Genomic DNA, 26677 nt, shown 5'->3' on the forward strand with positions numbered 1-26677 from the left:
ATCGGACAAAAACCTCGGATTTATCCGAGGTTTTTTTATTGCCTGCGTTTCATCATTTCTTTTTAGAACAATCCATCATCGCATCACCAGCACCATCGGCAGAAGCGAACTCAGTGATCTTACAGCCATTCTGTGTATAGGTCTTGCTCACTTTAGAAAATTGATGATCTTTCGGGATCGGTGCATTACACGGTTGACCTGTTTTTTCATGAATCATCTGGACTGGGCCATCATTATAAAGAGTGACCTGACACCCCTTGACCACATACTGTTTTTTGATCCCACCATATTGTTGCCCACTATCATCATCAGCCGCATCAGCAATAACCGCATCGGCAGCGACCTCACTCTCTACTGCTGAGACATTGTCATGCTCAGATCCTGTAGGCGAGCTAGCACAACCAGCCAGTAACAACGCTCCACACAAAACAATCAGGTAATCTCGCTTCATTCTATTTTCCCTCTTTGAACTTATTGAATCATAAATCTATTCTGTAACATGTATATTGTTCAGCTTTAAGTGATTTCCAACGTTAATTTTAGTATTCTAAACAGTCAACCATAATTTTTTGGACTTATGTCTTTAGAAAATCCCCCAACCCCTGTCCAAGGCATTACGCTTTATAGTCATGCAGATGATTTCCGCTCACACTGGATTCGTTTTTTACTTGCTGAAAAACAAATCAAATACCAACTGATTATTACAGATCATGAGGATGAGGATTTAGCTGATCTCAATCCCTACAATCAACTTCCAATGTTGATTGAACAAAACCTAAAGCTATTTTCAGCCAATGTCATTGCTGAATATTTAGATGATCGCTATCGTCAAAATAAACTCTATGCCGATGCCCCGATGGCGCGTGCCGAGCAACGCCAATACATTTGGCGCTTTGAACAAGATTGGTTCAAGCTTGCCGATCATATGCTAAGACATACGGATACGATAGACCCACAGCAAAAGCAAAAAGCACAGAAGGAACTTCGGGACACCCTAATTTCTCTCACCCCTCTGTTTCAGCATTTTCCATTTTTTATGTCGGAAACTTTTTCAATTTTAGATTGTATGCTCGCTCCAATCTTCCTAAGGCTAAAAAGTATGGGGGTTGAACTCCCTGCACAGCACTGTCGACCTATATTCTTGTATTGCCATCGTATCTTTAGCCGACCATCGTTCATTAAATCAATGACAGCTCAAGAAAAAAACAGCTACAATGAATTGATTTCTACGATTTAATAAGTTTTTCAATTATGTCTGAGCAAATAACTTTTACACCTACACGCCCATATCTTGCTCGTGCCATTTATGAATGGATTTGCGATAACCAACTGACACCATATTTATTGGTGGATGCGACGCAACCCCATACTGATGTTCCCTTACAATTTGTGAAGGATGGTCAAATTGTCTTAAATCTTGCTCCACATGCCATTCATCAGCTACATATGAGTAATGAAGCGATTACCTTCTCTGCTCGCTTCGGTGGCGTTGCAAAAGAAATTTATGTGCCGATTCGTGCTGTATTAGGTATTTACGCAAGAGAAAATGGTCAAGGCTTGTTTTTTGATGCTTCTGAATATGCAGAAATCGAAGACTCTACAGCGGCATCAATCGATGAAACAAAGCAAGAAACTGAACCAACAAAAAAGAAACCTTCACTAAGAATTTTAGATTAAGCGAGGATCGTCACGATGGCATTTGATTTAGTTCAATATTTTTCTGAACAAATAAAAATTCAAAAACCACAACTTTTTGGTCAATATTCTCTTAAAGAAAAACAAACATATATTGATGAAGTAAACGTGTTGGCACTCGGACAATTGATTAGTCTCTGGAAACAGAATCCACAGAAACTCTATCAAGAAGTCCATACTGCCGATCCTCTTTACATTCAAGAGGTTGCTCGCCATCTCACCACCTCAGCTCATAATCAATCGGCACTTAAAGCAACCGAATTGGAAAAAAGCCTGTCAGATGTACTGGCCTTACAATTAACTGAATTGAAACAGCTTGATCAAACTGGCAGCTTTGGGCAAACAGGACTAACAGAACTTTTATTGGGTCAGATTGAGCATCTATCTGGACAAGCAGAAGACTGGGTTTGGTCAACCAATCAACTCACCGAATTACTCGGATCGAAGCCAGTTATTCAGCAAGAAGTATCACTTGAAGCGACGATGCAAGAATTCAATCAAATGGTTCATCAAGCACAACCCGTTGCGCATGATGATGAGCCTACGATCAAAGTCGAAATTCCAGAAACTCCAACTTGGGCCTATATTGTTTCGCCTTTCGTGGCATTGGTCATTCTGATCTTTTTGTATTGTTCATATTGCCAATTGGTTTCCGTTTAAGCTCACTATTTAAATGATAAAGAAAGCACGATTGCTTTCTTTATCATAGACTTATTATTAATTTTATTTTATTTAAAAAATCAATGTACCTATATTAATTAAAAACAATTTACATTTATTTACAATCAAAGCAAGCATTTAAAACCCGATATTAATGTGAATAGAATCACACTAAAAATAAAATCCAATCCTCAATTAGTATTTTTAATTGTTTGTTTGACAAAAATTGTCAATTATTAGCAAATCAGTCAATTCAATTATTTTAAAGCATGATTGATTTAATAAAAGAGTTTCCTATAATGAGATTAACTACTTTTGAAAACTAATCAAAAACAGAAGTGGCAAATATAACTTCATAAACAAAGATGTATTAGTAGAGATAAAATCATGGCTAAAATTTCATTAGAAAGCTTAACAAATATTGATGGGTTCGTTGCAGCAGCATTAGTAGATACAGAGAGTGGTTTGGCGCTAGCAACTCAAGGTGGGGGTTCAATCGACTTAGAATTGGCAGCTGCGGGTAATACCGAAGTTATTCGAGCAAAACGCCGTGTAGCTAACTCATTAAAACTGAACGATGACATCGAAGATATTCTGATCACACTGGGCAAGGCATACCACTTAATCCGTCCATTAGAAAGCAATGGCAACTTATTCCTTTATCTCGTATTAGACCGCAGTAAATCGAACCTTGCGATGGCTCGCCACGAATTAAAAACATTTGAAAAAGAATTAGACTTTGCTTAATTCTAAATTTCAAAATACTTAATATATTAGACTTCTTGTATATTTAATATTTTCATTATAAGAAAATACAAATATGCAAGCGGTCTATTATTAGTCTTTAGTATTAGACTAATTTTGTGCAGTCCAATATTTTATAAAATATTAAAGTGATACTATGAATGGACATTGCATTAATATCGCAATTTCAGGTATAAGTTTAAAAGTTTCAGATGAGTTAAAAATAGAACTTAGAAAAACAATACCTCATGAATTTGGCATTAATTGGATCAATATTGCCGATCCTAATATCGACTTATTATTAATAAATGAAAATTTTTTTGAAACCGAAGGTATTCAACGTATTTTAGAACAAAAACAACTTCCCTGCTTAAAAATTTCAAAAGGAGAAGGCTCACAACATATAGAAGAACACAATACGCTTTACTTGCCTTTTCAGCATACTGATGCATTAAAAAACTGGATTCATCTCCGCCTTTTAAGCTATATCACCCATCAACAGGCGCAACAACCGAAGATCGAATCGACCTCTACACATAATGCTATCAATGAAAAGTATTTAACCGACATGTTAAATCCTGAAAATGCCCGTCTACATTTGTTTGATGATCACGGTACTTTGGCCATTATTGATACGCGGAGTCAAATTGCATGGCTAGAACCAACCCGCACCCACACGCAAACCAACCATAGTTTTAAATATGAATTTGCGACCACCTCAAACTTCACCAAAGTTTCTCGCAAAGTTGAATATAACCTGCAAGATTGGTTATGGAACCTGTTCTGGCATTCACTCGAGTTTCAGCGTTTAGCGCCAAATGAAAATGAATACTACAAAATTGAATATTGGCCACAGCCAGCTCAAGGCACTGACCGTAAAACCACTTTATTGCTTTCTGCTTGCTTTATACAAGGAGCCCAACTCTATCAAGTTGCAACACAATTAAAACTTCCTATTCAAACGGTTCAACAATTTATCGCTGCCTGCATTATTTCTGACAATGGCGGCATTATCCCTGCTTCAGAAAGTCATTACCTACGAATTGAAAAGACTGAACAAACAATTGAACAACAAGGCTTTTTAAATAAATTTTTCGGCAAGATCAGACGCCGCTTTGGGCTTTAAGGATTGATATGATTCTCCAACAATATAAAATTGTATTTGCAGGAAGCATGGGCGCAGGTAAAACCGAAGCAATCAAATCGCTTTCAGAAATTCCTGTCCTCGCGACCGAAGCATTCAATACAGATAGTCAGGCCCATAATAAAATGCAAACTACGGTGGGTATTGATTATGGTGAGATTACTTTAGATGACGGTGTAAAAGTAGGCTTATATGGCACCCCAGGCCAATCACGCTTTGATTTTATTTGGCCGGTGATTTGCCAAGGCGCTTTGGGCGTTATTTTATTGGTTGACCACAACAGTAAAGTACCAATCGAAGAACTTGAGGGGTATTTGGATACCTTTAAGGACTATACCCAAAATATTTCAATCGGCATCACCCACGTGGATGAAAACAAGGGGCAACCAACCACGATCTATCGCGAGTGGTTAATTCAAAATGACTACCAATATCCCTTATTTTTTATTGATGCCCGTAAACAAGAACATATTTTGCTGATGATTGAATCTCTCATAGCAGCATTAGAAGTCAATTTAAAAGCAACAAACTAATTACTTTATAAAGAGAAGAATTATGTTCAGTATTCCTAGTCAGCAACGTACAGCACCCAAAGAGCTGATTCAGTTTGCTAAAGCGCAGGCCAACGATATTTTAACCAATATCCGAGGCGTCGATTACATTATGCTCTGCTCTACCGATGGCTTTGAGCTTGCCTCCATTTACAAGAAGAACCCTTATAACAGCACCAAACTGGCAGCTGTCAGTAGTTCAATCTTGGCAATGGTCACTGCTTTTCTCAATGAAATCCAGTTGACAGGCTGCCAAAGTATTACCTTGGATGCTGAAAATGGTAAGGCCATTCTGACCTCAATCCCTGCCCCTCATCATCCCATGGTCATGGTGACTTTAAGTAATAAAGATGTCTTGTTAGGACAACTGCTCTATAGTTTGAAACAAACCAGCAGTGCAATCGTCGACGCTGACCAAGCTTAATTTTTCTCATCACAAAATCTGACAGGCACCGCCAGCTTGTCAGATTTTGTTCATTTATAGCCTCTATCATAAATAGATTACTTTTCAATTTTCTTTTTTGAATCATTACTTTTCCTATATTTCACTAAATAACTATCCCAATCTGTTAAAAAATCCCTATTTCAGCCAAAAATATGGAATAAAATATTGTTTTTTAAAACATCAGATGAGCGGTTAGAAATTTAAATGATTTAGCAATATTTTTTCATTATTATAATTTTCGAACAAATAACAATCATAAAATTTTCACAAATGAATAATTTCAACAATGAAATATGTATTTGTTCAAACATTATTAAGCACTATGGAGAGATAAAGATGAAGCTGAAGAGCTTAAAACTAGGCGCAGGGGTCGCGCTCTTAATCAGTGGTTTTTCTACCCAACAGACCTTGGCTGATTCCTACGTGTTTGTGACCAATACCACGCCACAAACCGTATCAATACAAGTCAATCAAACTGGGGCAAGCTTACAGCAAGGCAATGAATGGGCGCAGGAAGCGACTCAACTTGCACCCTACGAGACCAAACGAGTATTACGTATCAACCGTTATACCGGGATCAAATCCGGTAAAACCTATAACTTTGATACCGTTCTCAGCAGTGGCAATTCGCAAGTCACTTTAAAACAAACCATGACGGGAACCTGGTCGGGCAGTAATATTAAACATGGGATTCAAACGGCGACCACAACATCACCATGGTATTCAGATCGTGATGTGCATCGTATTAGTACAACTTATGGCGGTTTATCTGCACAAGCAGCAGTAAAAGCTGAATACACGGGGGGCTATGATGATTTCCACTACACCATTCATCAAAACACGCTTCAAGAGCCTGTTTCAGCCAGTGCCGATGAGCTCAAGGTACTGACTTACAATATTTATGCCCTCCCGATGGTGGCGAGTAAAATCAGCGAACGCTTGGCTGAATTACCAAATCATTTAAACGGTTACGATGTGATTATGATGCAAGAAGCCTTTGCTTCATCGCGTACAGGCATGCTGAATCAACTGGCACAACAGTACCCATATCAAACCCATATTCCAGTCGGTTCTGGCTATAACTTGTTTGATAGTGGCTTGGTGATTGTGAGCCGTTATCCAATCGTCAAAACAGCACAATTGATTTATCCAGACTGTACAGGAACTGATTGTTTTGCGGATAAAGGTGTGCTGTATGCAGAAATCATTAAGAATGGTAAGGCGTATCATGTCACCTCTACGCATACCGCTTCTTTTGATACCGATGCAGCACGCGCATTGCGTCAGGTTCAGTTCAAACAAATTCGCCAATTGGTAAATCAACAAAATATCCCAAGTTTTGATGCCGTGCTCATGGGCGGTGATTTCAATGTCAATAAACTGTTATGGCCGCAAGATTATCAAGACATGTTAACCAATCTGAATGCGACCGCAGCACCAAGCACAGGTTATACTGAATCGACCTTTGACCCACGCGTGAATAAGTTGGCTGGAGCAGCAGGTTCAGGTGGTGCAACAGTCGAATATCTAGACTATGTGGTGACATCAAATAACCACCGTCAACCGACTCAGTCTCGTAACGATGTGCGTATCTTACGTACCACAGCGGACCCACTGTATATGACATGGGATCTTTCAGATCACTTCCCTGTGATGGGGCAATTTAATTACGGCCCATAAACGGAATTCGGTATGAATAAAAGACTATTGCTGACAATGCTTATTGTTGTCGTGGTCTTGGTTGGGATTGTAGTTTGGAAGAGCACTGCCTCTTCCGCTGCAATTCAACAAACCAAATCCACCGCATCATCTCAAGATTCATCAACACAGGTGAGTAATGAAGGCATGCCAAACAAAACCAAGGATGAAGTTTTTCAAGAGTCACTTTTAAAACAATTAAAAACACTACAACAGCAACCCGGCAATATCACCGAGTTTCTCAATGATTTTAAAGCCAACTGCCCTGTATCCGACTGTAATGCAGCTTTAGCAAAAGCTTTAGCTAATTATCCAGATCAAAACTTTGCACATTTGGTGGAAAATCTAATAAAACGTATGCCGCAATATGAACAACGCATGCAAAACACGGTGTTATCGACGTCGTTATCGCCAAAAGAACGCTTTGATGCCTTGTGGAAGCTCAGAGAACAAACCTTGGGACAAGCCGAAGCGATGCTGGGTTTTGGTCAAGAACGCGGCTATGCGGATTATCGGTTTGCCTACAATGATTTAGCGCAGAATCAAAAACTTAGTGCTGAACAACGTTTAAAAGCATTTGAGCAGCTACAAAAACAGTACCCTGATGCAGCTCAACAAGAAAATAAAATGGGGCTTTATGAACAAGCACTCGGTTTAATCAATCAAGGACAACATAGCCCTGCTGAAACGCAACGCTTAAAGCAGATGTTACAACAACGCTATCTCACCGAACAGCAACGCCAAGATGTACAGCAGCGTGAACAACGTGAAGTTCAACAACAGCAACAAGTCAATCAATATCAGCAGGCTGTACAACAGCTACAACAAGAGATGGAGCCATTAAAAACACAACTGCCAAATGAAGAATGGCAAAAGCAATATCAAAGCCGCCTAGAAAATCTACGTCTAAAAATGTTCTCTTAACACATTGTACTCAACGGATAGCAGCTTAAATTTATATCTCATTTCTGATAAAGCATTAGCCGACCATTTAGACAGACAATGTGTCGGCATTAAATAAGAATGATCCTTTTTAATTTACTCGGTCCTTATTTGACAAAGAACATGCATTCCCGCTAAATAAACCATTCAATTACTTCAAGATCATGATGTAGCATGGACAGCTTAAAAAATGATAATGCTGGTTGGAGTGGTCAAGCAGCAATTGCTTTGGGGATTGCCGCTTTTCTTGGACAATCAGGAAATAATCACCCTCACCACCACTATGCGCATCAAATCACCATGTCCTTGAATGCAGATCAACCCGTGCAAGTGATTGCTGATGGTCAACTTTATCAAGCACCGACTTTATTCATTCCCGCCAAGCTAAAGCATCAACTTATAACTGGCGACTATCTGTCGCTTTACATTGATACCTGTCATGCACTCACAACCAGATTCAATCTAGAGTTTCATGCATCTACACAAGTAGGTGAAGTATCAATCGATCTACAACAACTGTTGCAACACAGCTTTCACTCACAGATACCGCTCAATCATGGCTTAGCCGATTTCTTAAAAAATACACAGCTGAGCAATTCAGCTCCCTATCGTAATCCACAGAAGCTTGAATACATTCTAGCGTTGCTTTATCAGGGTGTTTTGCAATCCAATATCCCCGATCGCCAATCTTTAGCGCAAGTTGCAGGTTTATCTGAAAGTCGTTTTTCGCACTGGTTTCGTGAACAAGTAGGACTACCCTTGCGCAGCTATCGTAAATGGTTACGTCTCATGTGTGGATTAACTCAAATGCAAAATGGACGTGCATTAACGGATACGGCTCATCAAGCTGATTTTGCTGATCAGGCGCATTTCACACGAACTTGTATTGAATTACTCGGGGTCCGGCCATCGGAACTGAGCCAGATGCAGGGGCAAATTTTCTTTATTGAATAAATAGCTGTTTTGTTCAATTCAGTGCTGCAATCGCATAGGCATAGTGACTGTTCATTGTTTTGGAACAATACACCATGCCGAAGTTAATTCAATACCTCATTCGCTATAGCAGTTATCCCCTGATGATGGGGCTGAGTCTGTTTTTTTTATTGCCCGTTGCCGCGGGTGAGCTTAGCTATTGGCCTTATGTGCCCTGCATTGCAGCCATTGCGATTGCACTTGTTGCGCTGCTTGAACAGATTCAACCTTATGAACAAACCTGGCTAACCGATCATGAAGATACAGGCGTTGATATCCTGCATGCCAGTTTTAGTATCGTCATGATTTTTATGACTGCTGAATGCATTACCTTATTTCGAAAGCTAATTGATATAACTAGCTTTTGGCCAAGCACTCTACCGATCTGGCTACAATTACTGATTGTGGGTCTAGTCATCGACTTTGGCTTGTGGCTGATGCATTGGCTAAGTCATAAAAAACGTTTCCTATGGAAATTGCATGCCCTTCATCATAGCGCTGAACGATTATATTGGCTGAATGGTGAACGTCGTCATCCATTAAGTGCCATTCTGCTCGCAGCGCCTGGAATTATCTGTATTACCTTAATCGGTGCACCCGCCAATCTGATTGGGACGTGGATGGGATTAACCGCAATTCATTTGGCTTTTCAGCATGCCAATCTGGATTATTCTGTAGGTGTTTTTAGACATTTACTGGGGGTTGCCGAAGTCCATCGCTGGCATCATAAATATGGTTTTGGTCGTAAAAACTTTGGTGAATTCTGGATGATCTGGGATCATCTGTTTGGGACGTATTACTATGAAAGCAAACCCGTGAAAGCAGGACAAGTCGGGTTAAAGACTGCGCTACCAAAGACTTATCTCAAACAAATACGTTGGCCATTTGCTAGAAAAAACCAATGAGACACCTAAATTAAAGGAAATCAGCGATGCATTACCCACAATATCAACACGATCTGAATACTGCACTTGAATCAGAAATACTGGGTGAACTGATCTTTTTAAATGCAGCCAAGCATACACGCTCAATTGAGCAACAACAAAAATGGCAAACGCTGGCCAAACTGGAAACCCAAACCCTGCACAAGTTACAGCAGTTCTTAAGTCAACAAGGTCAGACAGCCACAATTCGTCTGCATATTAAGTTACAGGCCAAGGCATCAGGCATTGCGATGGCTAAATTACCTTGGAAACTGGCCATGCATTTACTTAAGCAAGGTACACAACCGTTTATGGTCACTTTTGAACGGATGCAGCAACACGCAGATGCCAACACACAAGACTTTCTCCAGTATTTGTTAGCGCATGAACAAGCCTTAGCTGAATTTGCAACACAAGAATTACAAGGGAATTCAGAGCATTCTTTAAATGCGGTGCTGCACTTATTAAAAAGCGAGGGCTAAGACCTCGCTTTTTGCTCTATTCTAATGTTGTCTTCAAGTCGTGCTAAGGTTTAATAACAATTGACGTTTTTTCACTTGTTGCCCGACTTGACCAATCAACTCCTCGACAACACCATCGACATCGGATTTGATTTGTTGCTGAATCTTCATCGCCTCAAGCACCAATAAGGTTTGTCCTTTTGTTACTGAATCTCCGACATTGACCAGCAAATTCACAATCGCACCGTCCATTGGTGCACGAATTTTGCCATCACCCACCACCTCAGCCGCTTCTGGTACTGCATAGGTGCTATTTTCAATCAATACATTACCATTAGCTGCATCCAAATAGAGTTGATCCTGATCAATAACATAGGCGAGCTTGCGTCGAACACCTTCACAACTATAAACAATCTGCACATCACTGATGCTTACAATATTGATGGTTGCTTGTTGATCACATAACGTAACTTTGACCTGCTGCTGATCATTTTGCACATGCAACAAAATCTGCTGATCGGCATATTTCAGTTTCAGTGGAAACGGCATAGCAACACCCGTTTGCCAAGCCACTTGCTGCTGATTTTGCTGGGTAAACAGTGCTGCTGCCACGGCTAAGGTTTCAAGCGGCAAAGCTTGTTGGTGCAGGCTGACATCTTCTTGGAAGTGTTGCTGAATAAATGCCGTATTGGTATCCCCAGCCACAATGATCGGATGGCGTAATAAATTGACAAGAAACTGCTTATTGCTATTCACACCAAGCAAGACACAATCATCAACCGCTTTGGCAAGCAGTCGAATCGCATCCTGACGGGTCTTGCCATAGGCAATCACTTTGGCCACCATCGGATCATAGAAGGGACTGATTTCACCGTGTTCTAGCATGCCATGATCAATACGGACATTCGGTAGAGTGCTATCAGCACCCGCTGCTTGCCAACGCAGTACTTTGCCTGTTTGTGGCAGGAAGTCCTGACGTGGATCTTCTGCATATAAACGGACTTCGATCGCATGTCCGTTTAAGCTCAACTCATGTTGTTGTAAAGGCAGGGTTTCGCCATTGGCAACACGCAATTGCCATTCCACCAAATCCAAGCCTGTGACCATTTCAGTGACTGGATGTTCGACTTGCAGACGCGTATTCATTTCCAAGAAATAGAATTCACCCGATTGATCAAGCAGAAACTCGACCGTGCCTGCCCCAACATAATCACACGCCTGTGCTGCCGCAACAGCAGCCTCGCCCATTTTCTGACGTAGTTCAGGTGTCATCACTGGACAAGGTGCTTCTTCAACGACTTTTTGATGACGGCGTTGAATCGAACAATCCCTTTCAAATAAATACACATAATTGCCATGTGTATCTCCAAAGACCTGAATCTCGACATGCCTTGGGGCAATCACCGCTTTCTCTAAGATCAACTCACCCGAACCAAAGGCATTTTCTGCTTCCGAACGCGCTGTTTTTAATGCGTCCAATACATCAGCAGCATCTTGGACCAAACGCATACCTCGCCCACCACCACCTGCTGAGGCTTTGACCATTAAAGGATAGCCAATCTTCTCAGCTTGTTGTGCTAGATAATCAAGGCCTTGCTGATCACCTTCATAACCAGGCACACAAGGTACACCTGCTTGGATCATGGCAATTTTAGAAAGACGTTTACTGCCCATCAACTCGATGGCAGCAGCCGTCGGCCCAATAAAAGTGATACCATGATCAAGACAAGCCTGAGCAAAGTCGGTATTTTCAGACAGAAAGCCATAACCTGGATGGACCGCATCAGCTCCAGTCTTCTGACAGGCTGCAATAATATTGGCAATGGATAAATAGGATTCTGAAACTTTAGATGCACCGATATAAACCGCTTCATCGGCCAGTTGGACATGACGGGCATTGGCATCTGCATCTGAATACACCGCAACCGTTTGATAGCCCATTGCTTTAGCTGTTTGCATCACACGAACAGCAATTTCACCACGGTTTGCCACTAAGACTTTTGAAAAACTCATTGTTTCATCTCGATTATTAAATCCCTCTCAATCCACCTCTTAACGGAGGAAGTCCCTCTTGTTTAATAAAGCGGATTTGGAGGAAATTTTAGTCAAACCAACTCGGATTACGTTTTTGAATAAAGGCCATGGTGCCTTCTTGTCCTTCTGCGCCGCCGACAGCCTGAGCAAACTGTTGTGCCGCATCATCCAAAAGCTGCCCTAAAGGCTCATTCAGTGTCCGATGCAATAAAGCTTTGGTGGTACGGGAAGCCAATGGGGCAGCACGTTTAATCTGCTGAATGATCTCTGTAAGCTGTTGTTCAAGCTCAACATCATCTTGTGCAACTTGATGAACAACACCCAAATCTAAAGCCGTCTTGCCATCAAAACGTAAACCCAATAAGGCCAAACGACGGGCTTGAGTCAGACCAATCCGCTTCACTACAAAAGGCGCAATCTGTGCAGGCAAAATACCTAAGCCTGTTTCAGGTAGACCAAACTGTGCAGTATCACGGCTGATGGCAATATCTGAAACACAAGCCAGACCAAAACCGCCACCGAGTACTGCACCTTCCAAAACTGCCACAACGGTTTGCGGTGCTTGATCCACTTGTTCAACCATGGCGCCAAAACGACGGTTAAAATCCACATAGGGCTGTAAGCTACCGCTATTGGCAGCTTCAACGCGTAATCCCGCCATATCCTTGATATCGCCACCTGCACAGAAATGCCCGCCTTGACCACGTAAAATCACAGCGCGAATGGATGTATCATTGGCAATCTGGCTAAACACCTGTTGAATGGCAGTAACCATCTTTAAACTCATGGCATTACGGCTTTCAGGACGATTCAGCCATAGCGTTAAAATACCACCTTGCTGTTCGAGCTGAATGCTGTCATCTAACGCTAAGCCTGCAAGAGAAGTTGCAACTGTCATGCTTCTGCTCCTAGTTTTTCTTTTTCTTCGGCAGAATGTCGGTGAGCTTACAAATGATCCCCAACATGATTTCATCTGCGCCACCGCCAATCGAACCTAAGCGACCATCACGGAACAGTTGCGATGCAGGGTTATCCCACATAAAACCATTACCACCCCAATATTGCAGGCAACTGTCTGCCACTTCACGGCTTAATCGCCCCGCTTTCAGCTTTGCCATTGAAGCCATTAAAGTGACATCTTCACCCGCAACATGCTGTTCACAGGCTTGAAGCGTTAAGGCTTTTAATGCCGCAACTTCTGTCATCAGTTCAGCAAAACGGAAATGTACATACTGGTTATGAATTAAAGGCTGACCAAACGTGGTTCGTTCTCTGGTGTAGTCAATAGTTTGCTGAATGACTTTTTCCATGCCCCCCACCGCATTGATACAAGCCCACATACGTTCCTCTTGGAACTGCATCATTTGCATCATGAAGCCCATGCCTTCCACCCCAACCAAGTTGCGTTGCGGTACACGCACATTGTCGAAATAGACCTGTGCCGTAGTGGTAGAGCGCATCCCCAATTTATTTAAGGGTTCTGAAAAGCTAATCCCTGCTGTCTTGGCAGGAACAATAATCATGGATTTATTGACGTGTGGCTTATCGTCAGAAGTATTGGCAAGTAAACAGAAGAAATCGGCTTGCAGTGAATTGGTGATCCACATCTTGCTGCCATTAATCACATAATCATCACCATCTTTTTTTGCTGTGGTTTTGATGGCTGCCACGTCAGAACCAGCATGCACTTCCGAGACTGCAATCGACGCAACATATTCACCACGAATGGCAGGATTTAAAAACTCATCTCGTAGTTCCTTACTGCCAAAACGTGCCAGTGCAGGCGTTGCCATATCAGTTTGCACACCAATCGCCAGTGGCACACCACCACAAGCAGCTCGACCTAACTCTTCTGCCACCACAAGGTTGTATGAATAATCGAGTCCTAAACCGCCATTTTCTTCAGGCTTACAAATCCCCAATAAACCCAAATCCCCCATTTTCTTAAATACGTCATGAATCGGAAAACGGCCTGCTTCTTCCCATTCTGGAATAAAAGGGTTCAGCTCATTTTCAACAAACTGGCGTGTGGTACGGCGTAAAGCATCATGTTCTGCAGTAAATTTCATTGTTTTTGTTCCTTAAAAATTGTTTTTCCTCCTCACCCTAACCCTCTCCCAAAAAGGGAGAGGGAATCCCTTCTCCCTCTGGGAGAAGGCTAGGATGAGGGTGTTAAAAATTAAAATCTCGACACACCAAATCGTGTTGGATTTAATTCACGTTGTTGTGCTTCATAAATGGTTTGTAATAAAAATATCAATACTTTACGGGTATCTCTAGGGTCGATGATGCCATCGTCATGCAGCATTGCGGTATTGAATAAAGCCGTCGACTGCTGTTCCAATTTCATCGCTGTACTTTGTTCCAAGAAATCCAGCATCTGCGGATTCGGTTCCATTCCCGAGGCTTTTTGTTTGCCCTCAGCTACGATACGCAAGACTTTACCTGCTTGTGCTGCGCCCATTACTGCGACATGAGAGTTTGGCCATGCAAAGATAAACTGCGGGGACAAACTACGACCACACATGGCATAGTTACCTGCCCCATAAGAGCCTGCCACCACAATCGAAATCTTGGGTACTGTGGCATTGGCAACTGCTTGGATCAGCTTGGAACCATGTTTAATAATCCCGTTCTGCTCGGCATCAGTTCCGACCATAAAGCCAGTGGTGTTGTGCAGAAATAAAAGTGGGCGTTGGGTCTGTTCACACAGATGAATAAACTGTGCTGCTTTGGCTGCCCCTTGTGGGGTAATCGGCCCATTATTGGTAATGATGCCAATATGTAGTCCACCCACTTTGGCCCAACCACAAACAGTTAAGGCATCATATTCCTGCTTAAATTCGAGAAAATCCGAATCATCAATAATCCGTGCAATGATCTCTTTCATATCAAAAGGTTGCTTTGGATCTTGTGGAACAATGCCTAACAGCTCCTCCGCAGCATAACGTGGTTCTTTATAACTCTGATTGGATTGTGCGGTTTGCTCTTTCCAATTCAGATGTTCAAAAATCTCACGGGCTAAGCGAATCCCATCGGCATCATTTTCAGCTAAATATTCTGCGACACCTGACACTTGGGTATGCATTTCTGCACCGCCCAGTTCTTCCGCAGTTGCCACTTCCCCTGTTGCTGCCAATAACAGCGGTGGGCCAGCCAATAACATTTCTGTTTGCTTGCGTACTGCAATCACATAATCAGACAAACCTGGTTGATAAGCACCACCTGCCGTTGCATTACCATGCACCACCGCAACTTGTGGAATCCCTGCCGCAGATAAACGTGCCTGATTGGCAAAAGTCATACCGCCATAGGTAAATACCTCCGCCGCATAGTTCAAGTTTGCGCCACCACTTTCAGTCAAAGTGACCATCGGCAGCTTTTGTTCTAATGCGATCTTTTGCAATCGCAGGGTTTTATGCACCCCCATTGGTGACATGGTGCCACCTTTAATGGCGCTGTTACTGGCAGAAACCAGTGCGCGTACACCACTAACGAAACCAATGCCTGCAATCACGCCACCACCAGCTTCGGAACCATCTTTATCGTCATGCATGTTGTAGCCCACCAGACCACATAGCTCGACAAAAGGTGAATCTGCATCTAACAGTAAGCGAATACGCTCATGCGGTAAGATTTTGCCTTTCTTATCAAACTTGGGTTTTGCCGCATAAGATTTATCGATGCTTTTTTGCTGCACGGCACGAACTTCAGCCAGCTGCGTTAATAAAGCCTCTCGATTTTGCTCATAGTGTTCACTACCCACTGCAATTTCAGATTGGAGAATACTCATGTTTATTCTCCATCTGTTTTGAAGATGTCAGGGATAAAAGCACGATGGAAACCATTAAAGGCGTCATTATTGGTCGCATCTGCCAGTGGGTACATACGTGTACCTTGTGAAGCAGCCCCATCAATACGCAGGGTGACACCAGATACAAAAGCAGCAGCATCTGAAAGTAAATAGCAAATCGCTGAAGAGATTTCTGACTCTGTGCCCATTCGTTTTAATGGAACATTACTCGCTAAACTTGGAATAATCACTTTGGCAAAATCACCACTATAATTATCCATGCCCGAAGAAATAATCCAGCCTGGTGCAACCGCATTGACACGTACCCCAGATTTCCCCCATTCCACTGAAGCCGTTTTGGTCAGGTTATCAACACCTGAACGTGCTGCGCCTGAATGGCCCATGCCCGGCATACCACCCCACATATCTGCTGTCATATTAACGATACTGCCGCCATGCTTTGCCATCCACTGGTTATAGGCTTCACGCATCAGGTAAAAGGTTGAATGTAGGTTATTACGAACCACGGCATCAAAACCATTGGCAGAAATATTCTCTAATGCAGAAGGAAATTGCCCCCCCGCGTTATTGACTAAACCATCGAGCTTGCCATATTTTTCCAGCACCTCAGCAATCATATTTTTGACTTGCTCTTCCTCACGGTTATCACAGACGATGAAATGGACTTTGCCTCCATCTTCCAGAATTTCTTGGCTGACTTTTTCTAGTTTTTCAACTTTACGGCCTGTGATGATCACTTGTGCGCCTAAAGAAGCCAACTCATGTGCAGTACAACGGCCAATACCCGAACCACCACCTGTGATGATCACCACTTTGTCAGCAAATGCATCTGCCCTGAAAATTGATTGATAAGCCATGTTTTATGATCCATTCATCTATTATTTTTAACTGAACACACACTACCAAGCAAGTGCTTGGTTTGTAAAGTACCAAGATGCCTTTCTTATTCAAATTTAAATGTCATTTTTTGCTAAAATATTATTTCTAGTGCTAACATGCTGTTCAATTTAAGATTTTTTAAACTTTAAAAACTCACAATGAATACAAGCTATTATCAAAGTTCGATAGATTTTTTTTTAAATGAAAATAAAAATGCAATTTTTGGACAACTTGCACGTCATCATCAACATGATTTAGAAGATTTACAAAAAAATGCTTGGCTTGAACAAATTGATTTTCTAAAACAGGAACTTAAAGAGTTCTGTGGTCATTTATATTTTGAGTTCTCTATCCCTAGAATGGGAAAACGAGTAGATAATATCTTAATTATAAATAATTTAATCTTTGTAATAGAGTTCAAAGTAGGCGACAAAAGTTATTCAAACTATGCTCAGAATCAGACAATTGACTATTGTTTAGATTTACAAAATTTTCATGAAGGAAGTCATAATAAAACGATTATCCCGATCCTTATCGCGACGAATGCCCCAAGTACGACCTCTCAGATTGATAGCTCTCTAGATCTGACCCGTTGTATCCTATGTAATAAAGAAAACTTTAAAGCAACGCTGATCAAAATTCTAGACCACATAAAAATTGAAGAAAGTCTAAATATTGAGACTTGGGAAAATAGCATATATAAACCTACGCCAACGATTATTGAAGCAGCTCAAGCTTTATATAAAGGCCATAGTGTTGAAGAAATTTCAAGAAGTGATGCTGGTGCAATTAACCTCTCCAACACCTCCATTTTAATAAATGAAATTATCGAAGACTCCAAAGCTCAGCATAGGAAATCAATCTGCTTTTTAACAGGTGTTCCTGGGGCAGGAAAAACACTTGCAGGTCTAAACATCGCGAACGAACGACTAAAAGCAGATGAATCAGAACACTCAGTATTTCTATCTGGTAATGGCCCGTTAGTTGATGTCTTGAGAGAAGCATTGACTAGAGATTCAGTAGAATCTGCTAAAAGGAGTGGTCAGAGAATTTTACGTACAGAAGCTGAAAGGAAAGCAAAGGCTTTTATCCAAAATATTCATCATTTTAGAGATGACAATTTAAGAACGCCTCATGCACCTATTGAAAAGGTTGTCGTTTTCGATGAAGCACAAAGAGCTTGGCAAAAAGAACAAGTCTCCAAGTTCATGCAACAGAAAAAAGGAATCACAAACTTTGACATGTCTGAACCCGAATATTTAATCAGTGTAATGGATCGACATGAAGATTGGTGTGCAATTATATGTTTAATCGGAGGCGGACAAGAAATCAATACAGGTGAAGCCGGCGTTTCAGAATGGATTGAGTCGCTAAAAACAAAATACCAATCCTGGGATATTTATTATTCAGATAAGATTTTGGCTGAACCTAATACCTATCTAAATAATTTAGATTTATCAAACTGGTTAGAACAACATGGACATCAAAAAAACTGATCTTCATTTATCCACCTCTGTTCGATCATTTCGAAGTGAAAAAGTTGCATCCTTGATCCAATCCATTTTAGACAATCAAAATGCTCAAGCCGCTCAAATTTACCAAGACATCAAACATAATTATCCAATTAAAATCACTAGAGACTTAACCAAGGCAAAAAACTGGTTAAGACATCAAGCTCGAGGTACAGAAAGAATTGGACTGATCGCAAGTTCAGGCGCTAAAAGACTAAAAGCAGAAGGTATCTATGTTAAGAATGATATATCTCCACCTGATTGGTTTTTAAATCATGAGGATGATACTCGGTCATCTTATTACTTAGAGGATATTGCGACTGAGTTCGATATACAAGGACTTGAAATCGACTATACCTGTGTAACTTGGGATATTAACCTCTATTATGATGAGGGTTGGCAATTTCAAAGCTTTAAAGGCTCAAAGTGGCAGAATATTAATAAAGACTCAACTAAAAATTACCTTCTCAATGCTTATAGAGTTCTATTAACCCGAGCCCGACAAGGTATGGTTATTTTTATTCCTGCTGTAGATGGAAAAGATCCAACACGACCTCGAAAATACTATGACTCAATCTATGACTATCTGCTCTCTTGTGGGCTAGACATAATATAAAAAATACTGGAGTTTCGCTTGTATTGCTTTACGACAAACGAGACTCCAACACCAGGTAAATGCAGCTCAAGATATCAGTTTTCTAGGCACTTTCACCGGCATATCCAATAATTGCTGTGCAAACGCCTTACCTTGTGGATCAATCCGCAAACTGGCGATTCCCCCGCCCCCCAATGCATTTTCCAACATGAAATTCAGTGCATGCATGGCAGGCAGTTCATAACGAATCACTTTTGATTTTTCAGGATCTAAAACATGCCGCATATACGCTGCAACATTGGCCTCAGTCAGTGCCGCACGAATCCACGGTAAATATTCAGCCTTGCGCGCGATCACCCCAATATTGCTGTGATTGCCCTTATCTCCACTGCGTGCATGTGCAACTTCAACGAGAGGAACTTCAATCTCATCACCTTGATATACGGCTACGTCACCAACGGGATGTTGCGTATAATCCTGTGAAGCTTGTCCGACGAGGATTTGAACGGGATAACGCTGTCCTGCAAAGTCGACTTCTACCTTTAATTGATCTTTATCAATCAAGAAAGAAAATAGCTTCACCACTGCCGAGGCTTTAGGTCGACCGCCGACGATTCCTGCCAATGCAGGTGCCATCCCTGTAGAAGCTTGGGCAATTTCAGAAGCAAAGAACATACAAGCTTCTTTAAACAAGTGCTTAACCGCGATTTTGACCACTACTTCACGGCTATCTTTCACTTTCGCATGTGCACCATAAGTACTTTCAATCCCGAGAATCTCAACCGACTTTTCACTAAAAGGAGGAACTGAACGTAGTGCTAACACCCGTTCACATTTGTTGATAATGGCATCGGCGATCACTTGGGCTTTTTCTGGCGCTTCACGACCTGCAATCAAGAAACTAACCAAAACACGATAACCATCCGCATATGTAGCACTCACTTTATATTGCTGAGTTGGCGCACGCCCTGTTGCACCTTTCACTTTGACCCGATGCTCTCCTACCTGTTCTAAATGGACTTGGCTAAAATCAGCACTCACATCAGGTAAAAGATAGGCTTGTGGATTGCCGATCTCATAGACAATCTGCTCTGCTACGGTTGCAGTTGAAACGAGGCCACCTGTCCCTTTCGGCTTGGTCACAATAAATGAAGCATCAGCACTCACTTCCACGATCGGAAAGCCCATGTTGTCAAAGCCTTGAACGAGACGCCAATCGGTAAAGTTTCCACCTGTACACTGTGCACCGCATTCGATCACATGCCCTGCCAAAGAACCTTGTGCCAACTTGTCATAATCATCCAGTGACCATTTGTACTCATGTAATAATGGAGCAAGCACAACCGCTGAATCGACCACACGGCCAGTAATCACAATATCAGCACCTAAGTCCAAGGCATCGCGAATCGCAACAGCACCGAGGTAGGCATTACTACTGGCAACATGTGCGGGTAAGGCTTCAGCATTAAACATTTCCTTAACATTCTGGGTGAGTAATTCAGCCTGCTTGGGTAATACATCATCACCCAAAACCACTGCAACTTTTAAATCCAAGCCTTTTTCATCAATAATTTTTTGTAGGGCATCACGGCAAGCCAAAGGATTTACCCCACCCGCATTGCTGATCACTTTTATTTTTTTCTCAGCAATTTTATTGATCAGGGGTGCCATGACTCGACTGACAAAATCCAAAGCATAACCATGACTTGGATCAATCATCATCGCTTTCGCCATAATCGACATGGTGATTTCTGACAGATAATCAAAGACCAAATAATCAATATCACTCAGATGCACCAACTGAAATGCAGCAGTGTTGGTATCGCCCCAGAAGCCTGATGCACACCCAATTTTGACTACCCTCTGGTCATCCTGTTTGACAGTTGTCATGCGCTTTCTCATTGTTATTGCTAAAAACGCCTTAACATTACCAAGCAAGTGCTTGGTTTGTAAAGTGCATAATGCTATGCTGTATTGGCAAAAATAGACAAACTCAAGCAAATGCTTGTTATAAAAAGATAAGACAATGCATCAAATGATTTTTGTTACAATACACTTTGGATTAAACGGGATAGACGGATAGGCATGATCGCAACCTCAATTGAGCAAATACCCAAGATTGTTTGTTTTGATGACAGTCCGCGTGGACGTTTACTGCAAGGTGCTGCCTATCTGTTTTATAAGCAAGGTTATGACAAAACTACGGTTCGTCAACTCGGTGAATTTATTGGCATTCAATCGGGAAGCCTGTTTCATCACTTCAAAAGTAAAGATGAAATTCTAGCGACAGTGATGGAACAAACCATTATCTATAACTTCGCCCGTTTAAAAGAAGCCGCTGAACGCTCAACCGTTCCTGAACAACAATTACGTCATCTCATCAAAGCTGAATTACTTTCCATTGCAGGTGATACAGGCGCAGCGATGGCGGTACTGGTACATGAATGGTTTGCCCTTTCTAAAGAAAAACAAGATTACCTTCTGAAAATGCGTAATGAATATGAGCAAGTCTGGTTGGATGTGATTGAAAAATTACGTGTTCAAGGCAAGGTGAAACACGATGCTTTTATCTGGCGTCGTTTGCTTGGTGGCTCGATTTCTTGGACGGTGACGTGGTACAGACCCGAAGGTAAAGTCAAAATTGATGAACTGACTGAAATGGTTTGGGAAATGGCGGTGAAATGAGTGCTATCTATTTACGTAAGCCTCAACTCAGCGATTTAGCTGAAATCAAACTTGCCTACCAAAAGAGTATTCAACTGCATCAGCCTTGGACTTATCCACCAACAGACTTTCAACAGTATCTCGCACAAGAACATCGTTATTTTGTCTGCTTGAAAGAAAATCATGCCATTGTTGGCACCTTTAATATCTCCAATATCGTTCGAGGTTACTTTCATTCTGCTTACTTGGGTTATGAAGCCTTTTCTCCTTATGCAGGACATGGCTACATGCGACAAGGGCTGCAATTGGTTTTACAAGAAGCATTTCAAACTCTAAACCTGCATCGACTAGAAGCCAATATCCAACCAGACAATCTACTCTCTATTCGCCTTGTTGCACATGCAGGTTTTATAAAAGAAGGCTTCTCCCGCCAGTACCTGCGCGTTGGTGGAAAAGAGTGGAAAGATCATGAGCGTTGGGCAATTTTAAATGTAGATTGGACCGATAAAAAATATCAGGCATTCTAAAAAAATGATTCTAATTTAAGTACGACACAGCTTATCGCTCACACCTATTTATCTATGTTCGTTGTATCAGAAAGCTGCTATTGTTCTTAAACATCAAATGATTATAAGAATTCGTAAAAATGAATCCAGTACAACATGCCAATATTTCGGTGAAACGTCGTGGGGGCGAGCTTGAAGATTATATTGATATTCATGCTCTAATCGACAGCACCAAAATGTTGTGTACCGACAATCGCCATCGTATCTTGCATACCTTTTGGGGTGTTCAGGAAGTCATTATTCCGATCTTTGGACATCACTTCGAAAATAGTGCAGGTAAAAGCATTGAAGTGAAAGACCTGTGTGAAAAAGATCACCTATTGGTTGATTTCCATCACCGCTTTATTCCAACTTTAGGTGATTTTGTTGCAGCGATGCAGGATATCCCTACAGATGGGTTAGCAAAACGCCTAGAGAAATTCCATGCTGATGTGATTAATGATCCAAAACTATCGGCAACCCTGCTCTCGCCATTATCAGTGACTGGACAATTAAAGTCGTTACTGATCACCCACAATAGTTGGTTTATCAATACCATTCTTCCCATGATGGGAAAAAGTGAAGCCCAATTGATTGATTTTGATATTTGTCCCGATTTCTTTTTCAATCCGATGCGTTTTGAACTCTGGATGGACAATGGCATGACTGTGCCGCCTAGTGCAGCTAAGCTGCAAGAATTAAAAACTAAAATTGCTTAACTTAAGGGGAAATAAAAATGAGCAATATCCAATACGTGATTCGTCAAAATGACTTTGCCTATAATGACGAATGGCATCTAACCAACTGCGTTTCAACTGGGGCAATCAAACAGATTTATACAGATAAAGTTGAAGCAGAAAAGGCCTATAAAACCTTAATTGTTGAGGGCTTATATTATGATGAACTCTGTAACTATGACATCGGCAATGGCGAAGTAGATGATGAAATCTACGAAAAACTTGAAGCTTTGGTATTAGAAAAAACAGGCAAAAAGTTTGATATCGAAGATGGTGAAATTCCGAAACTGAATGAAGATGATGCTTTCGAATTTGCTCAAATTTCAGGTATCGTCTGGTATCAACTCTTAGAAATCGATGCGACACAACCTTGCTATGTACTTTGGATCAATTCAGAAGAAGACTATTTCTCTGGCTATGAGACTGGCAGCATTATCTCTAGTCAAGATGAGAATTTTAGTGATGTTATGTGGGAATCCAATATTTATGCGATGGACTATGAGTTCGAAGCCTTGATGAACAAACCACTTTCAGAGTTAAGTCATAGTCCATTATTATTGAAACAGTTTATCGAACAGACTTCAGATATTCGCTATGATGCTGAAAAAGATAGTATCGAAGGTATTGCATTAGACAGCATAAGATTTATTGATATCAAAGCACTGAATTCATTTCTAAAACAACCCATCTTTGAAATCCGTCAAATTTCTTTAGAAGAATTAGCTGAACTAGAATAAATTTCAAAAATGAAAAAGTGCGGTGTTTTAACCGCACTTTTAATCAAGTATGAAATGAGTTTAATAACCCAATTGTTTACTAATTAAATCCTTCATAATTTCTTCTGCACCACCACCAATCATATTCACCTTCACTTCACGATAAATGCGTTCAGACTTAGTACCACGCATAAAACCCATGCCTCCGAGTGTTTGTACCGCAGCATCGGCACAGAATTGCATAGTTTGAGTGGCAACATTCTTCAGCATACAAATCTGGGCAATCAGTTCACTACCTTGCAATTCAGGCTTGCCTAAACGATAAGCGGTATCCTCGAGTAAAGCACGGGTTGCCGTTAGTCGCGTGGCCATATCCACTAACTTATGACGCATCACCTGATGATCGACCAAACGCTTACCAAAGGTTTGGCGTTGCTGTGCCCAATCCAATGCCTCCTCATAACAAGTTAGGGCAAAGCCATAACTACTGGCAGCAAGGAAAAAACGCTCCATATTGAAGTTATTCATAATCACCAGAAAGCCCATATTTTCAGGACCCAATAAATGGCTGGCAGGCACTTTAACATTGTCAAAATGCAGGTGTGCCGTATCGGATGCCCACCATCCCATCTTATCCAGTTTGGTTTTACTGATCCCTGCACTATGCGCATCTATGAGAAGCATTGAAATACCATTTGCCCCTTTGGCATTTGGATCAGTACGCACTGCCACTGAATAATAATCTGCTCGCATCCCTGAAGTGATAAAGGTTTTTTCACCACTCACCAGAAAATAATCACCTTCTCGCACAGCTTTGGTTTTAAGCGAAGCCACATCTGATCCACCGCCTGGCTCAGTAATCGCCAATGCCGAGATTTTTTCACCTGACAAAATCTGAGGGAGTACCTGAGCTTTAACCTCTTCATTGGCAAAATGCTGGATTGGTGGTGCACCAATGGTATGTGACAGTAAAGAAGCCGCTAAACCACCCGAAGCACATTTTGCAATCTCAATCGAAGATAACAATGTATAAAATGCATCTGTTCCCGCAATCCCACCATATTGCTCTTCAAAACCTAATCCCAACAAACCAATATCTGCGGCTTTCTTATACAGCTCTCGCGGAAAGGTTTCACTTTCATCCCATTCATTGATAAAAGGCGAAATTTCTTTTTCAACAAAACGTCGAATGCTCTTGGCAAATTCAAGATGCTGCTCGTTGTAGTACAAAGGATTAAGGTGCATATTCTGCTTCCTAGCAATTATTGATCATTGTTTATTGAATGAACACTAAAGTAGCAAAATCAGAAAAACCAAGCAAGCGCTTGGCAAAATCAAAGCTTAAAAAAACATGCCAAAAGCACGTTCGAATTATAAAACTATAATTTTAATCGGCCACGAAACCCACGGGTCGCATAATAGGATTGAGCACCATTGTGATAGGTAAAGACGCGGCCATAACGACTATCACAAAAAATTGCACCGTCCAATTTACGTACATCTTCTGGCGTTTTTACCCAACTTGAGGTTTTGAGATCAAAATGCTCAACTGACTGTAACTGCCTATATTGCTCTTCTGTGAGCATTTCAATTCCTATGGCTTCAGCCACATCGACCGCATTATTTTCAGGCTTATGTTCTTTACGCGCATCCAAAGCAGCACGATCATAACAAAGACTTCTACGCCCTTTTGGAGTTTCTACGGCACAATCATAAAAGACAATTTCAGATGATTTTGAGTCAAATGAAACCATATCTGGCTCCCCTCCAGTCTCTTCCATCTGATTCAATACCCATAGCTTTTCGGGTTGCTGTTTTAATTGCTCCTCGATATCAGGCCAACTCAACCCCTGATGCCGATGCATATTGGCTTCAAAACGCTTTTTTAATATCTCGAACAATACAATCGTCTGTTCAGCATTTAGCTGTTTTTTCTTAGTCATTTTTATTCTCTGAATTTGAGTGTTAAACCGAACGGCCATCAAAATGATTGATTTTGATGCTTTCCAAATCTAAATTTTCGATACATCTGATATTAATGGCATACATCTGATTCCCTTGCGGATCAATGCCTGTTGCATAAGGATGAATACCACAGATCTTACAAAAATGATGGTCAATCACATGCTTATTAAATTGGTAACGAGCTAAAGTATTTTCTTGAGCTGAAACATCAACTTTATCTGTCGGTAAGAACCACAATAAAGAACCCTTTCTTTGGCAGATCGAGCAGTTACATGACATTGCTTCAGTCAAATCACCTTGCGCAACAAAGGTTATTTTTCCACAATGACAACTTCCTTTATATTCCATTTTATTGTCCTTTTTTAATTTTATATTGTTTTATCTTATTACTTTTTTAATTCAAATGATGTTCTATTGATCAGTTTTTGACTTCATATCTTAAGTCTAGGCATGCTCAGGTCCAAAAATGTTGGCACTGCCGACACTTCGTTCCATTTTCATACGAAAAGAGCGGAAAGCCAAGCAATAGGAAAACCACATAAGCAGGGCGTTTACCTTCTGTATAGGGTTGTATATCGCTACTGCCACACTTAGGACAGCTTTCACTTGTTCCAAATTGTTGTTCTAATTCTTGGCTAAAATCTTGAGCAAGTAGTACTTTAGCTTCTTCTGCATAGCTTTCAGGAACTAACAGTCGCACACCACCTAAAGCATTGGAGTAAAGCCAATCCATATTAATAGTATGTTCATTTTCAATACGCGCTGGAATTTCAGCTGCTTCTAACTGAGTTTTAGCAATTTGAGCTTCATAGGGAAATGAAAAGCTTTGTACTACGATCCAAGTCATATCAGAAAGCCCTTAAAACAACCAGTATATAAAATTTTTCCCAATAAAAAACACCCCCAACGGTTGGTTGGGGGTGTTTAGATTTAAAAGCTGGCGATGACTTACTCTCACATGGCAAGTGCCACACTACCATCA

Annotated in this window: 27 protein-coding genes and 1 pseudogene; 17 read left to right on the top strand and 11 right to left on the bottom strand. The window is 41.2% G+C overall.

Annotated elements, in window-relative coordinates; all coding sequences use genetic code 11:
- Positions 1-52: 52 nt before the first annotated feature.
- A complete protein-coding gene (locus F902_RS20300; RefSeq protein WP_005206355.1) occupies positions 53-451 on the bottom strand; it encodes a hypothetical protein in 399 nt (132 codons plus the stop codon).
- A gap of 126 nt (positions 452-577) precedes the next feature.
- Between F902_RS20300 and F902_RS20305 the strand changes: the two genes are divergently transcribed.
- The 12 genes from F902_RS20305 to F902_RS20360 all read left to right on the top strand — a co-directional run bounded on the left by F902_RS20305 (position 578) and on the right by F902_RS20360 (position 10256).
- Positions 578-1237, top strand: a complete 660-nt coding sequence (locus F902_RS20305) for a glutathione S-transferase N-terminal domain-containing protein (protein WP_005206356.1) — start codon at positions 578-580, stop codon at positions 1235-1237.
- A 14-nt stretch (positions 1238-1251) separates the two neighbouring features.
- On the top strand, positions 1252-1677 hold the full coding sequence (locus tag F902_RS20310; protein ID WP_004802623.1) for a ClpXP protease specificity-enhancing factor: 426 nt from the start codon (positions 1252-1254) through the stop codon (positions 1675-1677).
- A 15-nt stretch (positions 1678-1692) separates the two neighbouring features.
- Complete coding sequence (locus F902_RS20315; RefSeq protein ID WP_005206357.1) at positions 1693-2355, top strand: hypothetical protein; 663 nt, start codon at positions 1693-1695, stop codon at positions 2353-2355.
- Between the two features lie 387 nt (positions 2356-2742).
- Positions 2743-3102 carry a roadblock/LC7 domain-containing protein gene (locus F902_RS20320; protein ID WP_004802620.1) on the top strand — a complete coding sequence of 120 codons (360 nt, stop codon included), beginning with the start codon at positions 2743-2745 and terminating at the stop codon, positions 3100-3102.
- 154 nt (positions 3103-3256) lie between these two features.
- Positions 3257-4225, top strand: coding sequence for a hypothetical protein (locus tag F902_RS20325; RefSeq protein WP_004802619.1), 969 nt, complete (start codon positions 3257-3259; stop codon positions 4223-4225).
- An 8-nt stretch (positions 4226-4233) separates the two neighbouring features.
- Complete coding sequence (locus F902_RS20330; RefSeq protein ID WP_004802616.1) at positions 4234-4776, top strand: GTP-binding protein; 543 nt, start codon at positions 4234-4236, stop codon at positions 4774-4776.
- Between the two features lie 22 nt (positions 4777-4798).
- Positions 4799-5218, top strand: a complete 420-nt coding sequence (locus F902_RS20335; RefSeq protein WP_004652554.1) for a roadblock/LC7 domain-containing protein — start codon at positions 4799-4801, stop codon at positions 5216-5218.
- Positions 5219-5575: 357 nt separating this feature from the next.
- Positions 5576-6919, top strand: a complete 1344-nt coding sequence (locus F902_RS20340) for a sphingomyelin phosphodiesterase (RefSeq protein WP_005206358.1) — start codon at positions 5576-5578, stop codon at positions 6917-6919.
- A gap of 12 nt (positions 6920-6931) precedes the next feature.
- Positions 6932-7861, top strand: coding sequence for a lipase secretion chaperone (locus tag F902_RS20345; protein WP_005206362.1), 930 nt, complete (start codon positions 6932-6934; stop codon positions 7859-7861).
- A 192-nt stretch (positions 7862-8053) separates the two neighbouring features.
- Positions 8054-8833 (top strand): AraC family transcriptional regulator, encoded by a 780-nt coding sequence (locus tag F902_RS20350; protein WP_005206364.1) that lies wholly within the window; start codon positions 8054-8056, stop codon positions 8831-8833.
- A gap of 74 nt (positions 8834-8907) precedes the next feature.
- Positions 8908-9756: a sterol desaturase family protein gene (locus tag F902_RS20355; protein ID WP_005206367.1), complete on the top strand. Its 849-nt coding sequence runs from the start codon at positions 8908-8910 to the stop codon at positions 9754-9756.
- A gap of 26 nt (positions 9757-9782) precedes the next feature.
- A complete protein-coding gene (locus F902_RS20360; protein WP_005206369.1) occupies positions 9783-10256 on the top strand; it encodes a hypothetical protein in 474 nt (157 codons plus the stop codon).
- A gap of 33 nt (positions 10257-10289) precedes the next feature.
- Here the strand turns inward: F902_RS20360 and F902_RS20365 are convergent, their stop codons facing one another.
- From F902_RS20365 to F902_RS20385, 5 genes are all read right to left on the bottom strand, one after another.
- Positions 10290-12248 (bottom strand): acetyl-CoA carboxylase biotin carboxylase subunit, encoded by a 1959-nt coding sequence (locus tag F902_RS20365; RefSeq protein WP_005206370.1) that lies wholly within the window; start codon positions 12246-12248, stop codon positions 10290-10292.
- A gap of 88 nt (positions 12249-12336) precedes the next feature.
- Positions 12337-13167: an enoyl-CoA hydratase/isomerase family protein gene (locus F902_RS20370; RefSeq protein ID WP_005206373.1), complete on the bottom strand. Its 831-nt coding sequence runs from the start codon at positions 13165-13167 to the stop codon at positions 12337-12339.
- Positions 13168-13177: 10 nt separating this feature from the next.
- Entirely contained in the window at positions 13178-14338 is a 1161-nt protein-coding gene (locus F902_RS20375; RefSeq protein WP_005206375.1) for an acyl-CoA dehydrogenase family protein, read from the bottom strand.
- 110 nt (positions 14339-14448) lie between these two features.
- Complete coding sequence (locus F902_RS20380) at positions 14449-16062, bottom strand: acyl-CoA carboxylase subunit beta (RefSeq protein WP_005206377.1); 1614 nt, start codon at positions 16060-16062, stop codon at positions 14449-14451.
- Positions 16063-16064: 2 nt separating this feature from the next.
- On the bottom strand, positions 16065-16940 hold the full coding sequence (locus F902_RS20385) for an SDR family oxidoreductase (RefSeq protein WP_005206378.1): 876 nt from the start codon (positions 16938-16940) through the stop codon (positions 16065-16067).
- A 180-nt stretch (positions 16941-17120) separates the two neighbouring features.
- Here F902_RS20385 and F902_RS23010 point away from each other — a divergent pair.
- Positions 17121-19089 (top strand): annotated as a pseudogene (locus F902_RS23010) (DUF2075 domain-containing protein).
- A gap of 66 nt (positions 19090-19155) precedes the next feature.
- Here the strand turns inward: F902_RS23010 and F902_RS20395 are convergent.
- Entirely contained in the window at positions 19156-20958 is a 1803-nt protein-coding gene (locus F902_RS20395) for an acyclic terpene utilization AtuA family protein (RefSeq protein ID WP_005206384.1), read from the bottom strand.
- Positions 20959-21153: 195 nt separating this feature from the next.
- On the opposite strand from F902_RS20395, the gene F902_RS20400 reads away from it, so the two are divergent.
- The 4 genes from F902_RS20400 to F902_RS20415 all read left to right on the top strand — a co-directional run bounded on the left by F902_RS20400 (position 21154) and on the right by F902_RS20415 (position 23751).
- On the top strand, positions 21154-21753 hold the full coding sequence (locus tag F902_RS20400) for a TetR/AcrR family transcriptional regulator (protein ID WP_005206385.1): 600 nt from the start codon (positions 21154-21156) through the stop codon (positions 21751-21753).
- Positions 21750-22259, top strand: coding sequence for a GNAT family N-acetyltransferase (locus tag F902_RS20405; RefSeq protein ID WP_005206387.1), 510 nt, complete (start codon positions 21750-21752; stop codon positions 22257-22259). The genes F902_RS20400 and F902_RS20405 overlap by 4 nt, the downstream gene beginning before the upstream one ends.
- Before the next feature lie 119 nt (positions 22260-22378).
- A complete protein-coding gene (locus tag F902_RS20410) occupies positions 22379-22996 on the top strand; it encodes a DUF6915 family protein (protein WP_005206389.1) in 618 nt (205 codons plus the stop codon).
- Between the two features lie 17 nt (positions 22997-23013).
- Positions 23014-23751, top strand: coding sequence for a hypothetical protein (locus F902_RS20415; protein ID WP_005206390.1), 738 nt, complete (start codon positions 23014-23016; stop codon positions 23749-23751).
- Between the two features lie 60 nt (positions 23752-23811).
- Here the strand turns inward: F902_RS20415 and F902_RS20420 are convergent, their stop codons facing one another.
- The 4 genes from F902_RS20420 to F902_RS20435 form a co-directional block, all read right to left on the bottom strand.
- Complete coding sequence (locus F902_RS20420; protein ID WP_005206393.1) at positions 23812-24975, bottom strand: acyl-CoA dehydrogenase family protein; 1164 nt, start codon at positions 24973-24975, stop codon at positions 23812-23814.
- 134 nt (positions 24976-25109) lie between these two features.
- Complete coding sequence (locus tag F902_RS20425) at positions 25110-25673, bottom strand: DUF4256 domain-containing protein (protein WP_005206396.1); 564 nt, start codon at positions 25671-25673, stop codon at positions 25110-25112.
- Positions 25674-25695: 22 nt separating this feature from the next.
- Complete coding sequence (locus tag F902_RS20430; RefSeq protein ID WP_005206398.1) at positions 25696-26043, bottom strand: GFA family protein; 348 nt, start codon at positions 26041-26043, stop codon at positions 25696-25698.
- A 106-nt stretch (positions 26044-26149) separates the two neighbouring features.
- Complete coding sequence (locus tag F902_RS20435; RefSeq protein ID WP_005206399.1) at positions 26150-26542, bottom strand: putative signal transducing protein; 393 nt, start codon at positions 26540-26542, stop codon at positions 26150-26152.
- Between the last annotated feature and the right edge of the window lie 135 nt (positions 26543-26677).

Origin of the sequence: Acinetobacter higginsii, assembly GCF_000369525.1 — a bacterium.
In the GTDB taxonomy this organism is placed as follows: Bacteria; Pseudomonadota; Gammaproteobacteria; order Pseudomonadales; family Moraxellaceae; genus Acinetobacter; species Acinetobacter higginsii.

Bases quoted from the DNA above. Each gene is read 5' to 3' on its own strand.
- F902_RS20300 (WP_005206355.1), bottom strand. From the start codon at position 451: ATGAAGCGAGATTACCTGATTGTTTTGTGTGGAGCGTTGTTACTGGCT.
- F902_RS20305 (WP_005206356.1), top strand. From the start codon at position 578: ATGTCTTTAGAAAATCCCCCAACCCCTGTCCAAGGCATTACGCTTTAT.
- F902_RS20310 (WP_004802623.1), top strand. From the start codon at position 1,252: ATGTCTGAGCAAATAACTTTTACACCTACACGCCCATATCTTGCTCGT.
- F902_RS20315 (WP_005206357.1), top strand. From the start codon at position 1,693: ATGGCATTTGATTTAGTTCAATATTTTTCTGAACAAATAAAAATTCAA.
- F902_RS20320 (WP_004802620.1), top strand. From the start codon at position 2,743: ATGGCTAAAATTTCATTAGAAAGCTTAACAAATATTGATGGGTTCGTT.
- F902_RS20325 (WP_004802619.1), top strand. From the start codon at position 3,257: ATGAATGGACATTGCATTAATATCGCAATTTCAGGTATAAGTTTAAAA.
- F902_RS20330 (WP_004802616.1), top strand. From the start codon at position 4,234: ATGATTCTCCAACAATATAAAATTGTATTTGCAGGAAGCATGGGCGCA.
- F902_RS20335 (WP_004652554.1), top strand. From the start codon at position 4,799: ATGTTCAGTATTCCTAGTCAGCAACGTACAGCACCCAAAGAGCTGATT.
- F902_RS20340 (WP_005206358.1), top strand. From the start codon at position 5,576: ATGAAGCTGAAGAGCTTAAAACTAGGCGCAGGGGTCGCGCTCTTAATC.
- F902_RS20345 (WP_005206362.1), top strand. From the start codon at position 6,932: ATGAATAAAAGACTATTGCTGACAATGCTTATTGTTGTCGTGGTCTTG.
- F902_RS20350 (WP_005206364.1), top strand. From the start codon at position 8,054: ATGGACAGCTTAAAAAATGATAATGCTGGTTGGAGTGGTCAAGCAGCA.
- F902_RS20355 (WP_005206367.1), top strand. From the start codon at position 8,908: ATGCCGAAGTTAATTCAATACCTCATTCGCTATAGCAGTTATCCCCTG.
- F902_RS20360 (WP_005206369.1), top strand. From the start codon at position 9,783: ATGCATTACCCACAATATCAACACGATCTGAATACTGCACTTGAATCA.
- F902_RS20365 (WP_005206370.1), bottom strand. From the start codon at position 12,248: ATGAGTTTTTCAAAAGTCTTAGTGGCAAACCGTGGTGAAATTGCTGTT.
- F902_RS20370 (WP_005206373.1), bottom strand. From the start codon at position 13,167: ATGACAGTTGCAACTTCTCTTGCAGGCTTAGCGTTAGATGACAGCATT.
- F902_RS20375 (WP_005206375.1), bottom strand. From the start codon at position 14,338: ATGAAATTTACTGCAGAACATGATGCTTTACGCCGTACCACACGCCAG.
- F902_RS20380 (WP_005206377.1), bottom strand. From the start codon at position 16,062: ATGAGTATTCTCCAATCTGAAATTGCAGTGGGTAGTGAACACTATGAG.
- F902_RS20385 (WP_005206378.1), bottom strand. From the start codon at position 16,940: ATGGCTTATCAATCAATTTTCAGGGCAGATGCATTTGCTGACAAAGTG.
- F902_RS20395 (WP_005206384.1), bottom strand. From the start codon at position 20,958: ATGACAACTGTCAAACAGGATGACCAGAGGGTAGTCAAAATTGGGTGT.
- F902_RS20400 (WP_005206385.1), top strand. From the start codon at position 21,154: ATGATCGCAACCTCAATTGAGCAAATACCCAAGATTGTTTGTTTTGAT.
- F902_RS20405 (WP_005206387.1), top strand. From the start codon at position 21,750: ATGAGTGCTATCTATTTACGTAAGCCTCAACTCAGCGATTTAGCTGAA.
- F902_RS20410 (WP_005206389.1), top strand. From the start codon at position 22,379: ATGAATCCAGTACAACATGCCAATATTTCGGTGAAACGTCGTGGGGGC.
- F902_RS20415 (WP_005206390.1), top strand. From the start codon at position 23,014: ATGAGCAATATCCAATACGTGATTCGTCAAAATGACTTTGCCTATAAT.
- F902_RS20420 (WP_005206393.1), bottom strand. From the start codon at position 24,975: ATGCACCTTAATCCTTTGTACTACAACGAGCAGCATCTTGAATTTGCC.
- F902_RS20425 (WP_005206396.1), bottom strand. From the start codon at position 25,673: ATGACTAAGAAAAAACAGCTAAATGCTGAACAGACGATTGTATTGTTC.
- F902_RS20430 (WP_005206398.1), bottom strand. From the start codon at position 26,043: ATGGAATATAAAGGAAGTTGTCATTGTGGAAAAATAACCTTTGTTGCG.
- F902_RS20435 (WP_005206399.1), bottom strand. From the start codon at position 26,542: ATGACTTGGATCGTAGTACAAAGCTTTTCATTTCCCTATGAAGCTCAA.